This window comes from Sphingomonas sp. FUKUSWIS1 (genome assembly GCF_000733135.1).
GTDB classification, from domain to species: domain Bacteria; phylum Pseudomonadota; class Alphaproteobacteria; order Sphingomonadales; family Sphingomonadaceae; genus Sphingomonas; species Sphingomonas aerolata.
Genome location: NZ_JPJC01000258.1, coordinates 1 through 4,265, shown reverse-complemented (window position 1 = coordinate 4,265; position 4,265 = coordinate 1). Strand labels below are relative to the sequence as shown.

Genomic DNA, 4,265 nt, shown 5'->3' with positions numbered 1-4,265 from the left:
CGTGGAGGTGACGGGAACGACGGTCAATGCGCGCGTCGCACCCGCCCCGGCGGGTGCCCATGCGTTATCGGGTGCGTGGCGCGAAACTACGGATACGCAGGTATCCGACACGGGCCTCGTCTTCACCTTCGCACAGGACGGTAAGACCATGGCCTTCTCGACGCCGACCGGCATATCCTATGCCGCGACGATCGACGGTCCGCCGGCAACGGTGACCGGAGATCCGGGCTGGACGAAGGTCGCTTTGAAACAAACCGGACCGACGACTCTGTTCGAAACCGATTACGAGGGCGACACGCCGATCGGTACGTATAGCATGTCGCTCTCGCCCGACGGCACGACGATGACCACCGCGGTCAACGACCTGAAACACGGGAAGACCTCGACGATGGTCGCGCACAGGCAGTGATTCCGGAGGCAAGCGGGGGCGTCTATCGAACGGCCCCCGCTTGCCCCAATGGTCACGCGTCGATCGCTTCCTCGTCGAGCCGGCCGGCATTTTCCTGAATGAAGGCAAAGCGGTGCGCGGGGTTGTTGCCCATCAGGCGGTCGACCAGGTCCTTCACCCCTGCCCGCTCCTCATATTCCTGCGGCAGGGTGATGCGCAGCATGCCGCGGGTGGCGGGGTCCATCGTGGTCTCGCGGAGCTGGCCGGGGTTCATCTCGCCAAGGCCCTTGAAGCGGCCGACATCGACCTTCTTGCCCTTGAACACCGTGCGTTCGAGTTCGGCGCGGTGTGCGTCGTCGCGCGCATAGAGCGACTTGGTGCCCGAGGTCAGGCGGTAGAGCGGCGGCTGCGCGAGATAGAGATGCCCGCGGCGAACGATGTCGGGCATCTCTTGGAAGAAGAACGTCATCAGCAGCGTCGCGATATGCGCGCCGTCGACGTCGGCATCGGTCATGATGACGACCCGTTCGTAGCGCAGATTGTCCGCCACGCAGTCCTTCCGCGTGCCGCAGCCGAGCGCCAGCGTCAGGTCGGCGATTTCCTGGTTCGCGAAGATCTTCGCACTGGTCGCGGACGCGACGTTCAGGATCTTGCCGCGGATCGGCAGGATCGCCTGCGTCTTGCGATCGCGCGCCTGCTTGGCCGAGCCGCCAGCCGAATCGCCCTCGACGATGAACAGCTCGGTGCCCTCGGGCGAGTTGGCGGAACAGTCGGTCAGCTTGCCGGGCAGCCGCAATTTGCGGGCGGACGTCGCAGTCTTGCGCTTGACGTCGCGTTCCTGCTTGCGGCGCAGGCGTTCGTCCATCCGCTCGAGCACATAGTTCAGCAGCGCCTTGCCGCGATCCATATTGTGGCTGAGGAAATGGTCGAAATGGTCGCGCACCGCCTTCTCGACGAGGCCCGCGGCCTCGGGGCTGGTCAGGCGATCCTTGGTCTGGCTCTGGAATTGCGGTTCGCGGATGAACACCGACAGCATCAGCTCGCTGCCGATCATCACATCGTCCGCGCTGATATCCTTGGTCTTCTTGTTGCCGACCAGATCGCCGAACGCGCGCAGGCCGCGCACCAGCGCCTGCCGCAGGCCCTGTTCGTGCGTGCCGCCATCGGGGGTCGGGATGGTGTTGCAATACCAACTGTACGAGCCGTCGCTCCACAGCGGCCAGGCGATCGCCCATTCGACGCGCCCCTGCGTCTCGCCGTGCGCGCTCGGGAAATCCTGCGAGCCCGAGAAGAAGTCGGCGGTCGCGCATTCGCGGCCCGCGACCTGATCGCGCAAATGGTCGGCGAGCCCGCCGGGAAACTGGAACACCGCCTGCGCGGGCGTATCGTCGCTGATCAGTTCGGGCGCGCAGTGCCAGCGAATCTCGACGCCCGCGAACAGATAGGCCTTGGACCGGACGAGCTTGTGCAGCCGCTGCGGCTTGAAATGCAGCTCGTTGCCGAAGATCTCGGTATCGGGGGTGAAGGCGACGCTGGTGCCGCGGCGGTTGGGGGTGGTGCCGAGCCGCTCGATCGGGCCGAGCGTCTGCCCCTTGGCGAAGCGCTGGCGGTATAGCTGGCGGTCGCGCGCGACCTCGACGACAGTGTCGGACGACAGCGCGTTGACGACGCTGATGCCGACGCCGTGCAGACCGCCCGAGGTCGCATAGGCCTTGCCCGCGAACTTGCCGCCCGAATGCAGCGTCGAGAGGATCACCTCGAGCGCGGACTTGTCCGGAAATTTGGGATGCGGATCGACCGGGATCCCGCGGCCATTGTCGACGATGGTCAGCCGGTTGCCCGGCTCGAGCGTGACCTCGATCCGCGTCGCATGACCCGCGACCGCCTCGTCCATCGCATTGTCGAGCACTTCGGCGGCAAGATGGTGCAACGCGCGCTCGTCGGTGCCGCCGACATACATGCCCGGGCGGCGGCGGACGGGTTCGAGCCCCTCGAGCACCTCGATCGAGGAGGCATCATAGGTCGGGGCGGTCTTGGACGGGGTCGTGAACAGGCCTTCGGGCAGGTCTTCTGGCATGACGTGGTATATGGCTTAGCCAGCGATCCGTGCAAGCGCGCAACCGCTGTTGCGGAAAAGCCACAATATGAACTTTCTGTCATGTTCGCGGATATATTGGCGGGACGCCCCGTTTCTTGGCTGTCTTAGATCAATCATATCCGGAGCTTACATGCGCACATCCCTCTATGCCGGCCTCGCTGGCGCGGTCATTCTCGGTCTCACGGCATCGCCGGCATTCGCGCAGGAGACCACCGAGGACGCACCGTTCAACGGTCTCTATGTCGGCGCAGCGGGTGGTTATGACGTGCAGCCAAACGATGCAGGATCGTCGATCCTGTTCGACCGCAATCTCGACGGGCGGTTCGGGGATGCGGTGACGACGGCAGCCGGCGCCAACGCGTTCAGCAGCGGGTTCTGCAACGGTGCGACGACCGCCACGACGCTGACCGGTGGCCGCGGCTGCCGCAAGGACAAGGACGGCGCCGCTTATTATGGCCGCGTCGGCATGGACACGCAGCGCGGCAACATCGTCGTCGGCGTGGTCGGCGAATTCGGCAAGAGCGAGATCACCGACAGCGTCACCGCCTTCTCGACGACGCCTGCCAGCTACGTGATGACGCGCAGCGTCGACTGGGAAGCCTCGATCCGCGGCCGTGCAGGCTATGCGGTTAACACCACACTGTTCTACGGCACGTTCGGTGCGGGCTATGCCAAGATCGACCGGGATTTCTACAGCACCAACACCGGCAACGCCTATCAGCAGAGCGGCAAGCGCCAGCAGTTCGGTATCCTCGGCGGCGGCGGCATCGAGCAGAAGGTCACGCCGAACATCTCGGTCGGCATGGAATATATGTTCCACCAGTATCAGGACGACGACTTCCGCGTACGCGTGACGCAGGGCACGCAGCCGGCGACGAACCCGTTCGTGCTGGCCCCGAACACGACCGGCACGGACTTTCGTCGCAGCGACGACAAGTTCCGCTGGCACAGCCTACGCGCGACGGCGGCATTCCGGTTCTAAGCGCAGGGTAAGGTGACGCCAGAAGGCGTCACCTCACCCGAGCTCGGCCGGCGTCGCACCAGCGACGTCCGACGACGCGGCTTCGCCGCGGCGCGGGTAGGGACAGAGGGTCGCTTCCCACACGGGAGGCGGCCCTTTTTCGTGAATATGGTCTCCGCAAAACACCACCCCGGCGAAGGCCGGGGCCCAGTTGGGGGACCGAGGCAATTACGCGTTGCCAGCCGTTACTACGGCCTTCCCAACTGGGCCCCGGCCTTCGCCGGGGTGGTGCTGGGGTGTTCGGCGGCGGGACCCGCAGATCTTGAGTTTAGAGCCTGGCAAATCCAAGAAAAAGGCCGCCTCCCAGCGAGAAGCGGCCCAACGTTCTGGTCAGCGATACCCCAAAATCCACCCCGGCGAAGGCCGGGGCCCAGTTGGGGACCGAGGTAACTACGTGTTGCCCGCCTTTTCTACAGCCTTCCCAACTGGGCCCCGGCCTCCGCCGGGGTGGTGCTGGGGATTGGCTCCGCTACAGGCATACATCCGAAGCACGGAGAGCGAGACCGCCCCCCCCATCTTAGCGTGCGCGCGGGCCGCCGAAGGGGAGTGGCGGCGTCGGGCGGCGGTCGCGGCGGGGCAGCTGGGCCTGATAGGCGTGACCGCAATGCGCGACGCAGTAGGGGAAGCCCGGGTTCACCTTGTCACCGCAAAAGTGGAAATCGGGCTCGCCCGGATGGCCGAGCGGCCATTTGCAGATGCGGTCGTTGAGCTCGAGCAGGCTCGTCTTGCCCGCCATTTCAGGCGAAGGCTTGGCGGGG

General features: G+C 65.5%; 3 protein-coding genes and 1 pseudogene. 2 read left to right on the top strand and 2 right to left on the bottom strand.

What is annotated here, in order from left to right; translation table 11 throughout:
- Positions 1-409, top strand: a pseudogene (locus tag sphsw_RS16350) (hypothetical protein); the annotation flags it as partial.
- Between the two features lie 52 nt (positions 410-461).
- Here the strand turns inward: sphsw_RS16350 and parE are convergent.
- The gene (gene parE / locus sphsw_RS16345; RefSeq protein WP_042467583.1) at positions 462-2,465 is read right to left on the bottom strand and encodes a DNA topoisomerase IV subunit B; all 2,004 of its coding nucleotides are present in this window, start codon (positions 2,463-2,465) and stop codon (positions 462-464) included.
- Positions 2,466-2,616: 151 nt separating this feature from the next.
- Between parE and sphsw_RS16340 the strand changes: the two genes are divergently transcribed.
- Complete coding sequence (locus sphsw_RS16340; RefSeq protein ID WP_031441557.1) at positions 2,617-3,468, top strand: outer membrane protein; 852 nt, start codon at positions 2,617-2,619, stop codon at positions 3,466-3,468.
- Between the two features lie 556 nt (positions 3,469-4,024).
- On the opposite strand, the gene sphsw_RS16335 is transcribed toward sphsw_RS16340, so the two are convergent.
- Positions 4,025-4,265 (bottom strand): GcrA family cell cycle regulator (locus tag sphsw_RS16335; protein ID WP_042467603.1); only part of this gene is annotated, 241 nt, incomplete at its 5' end.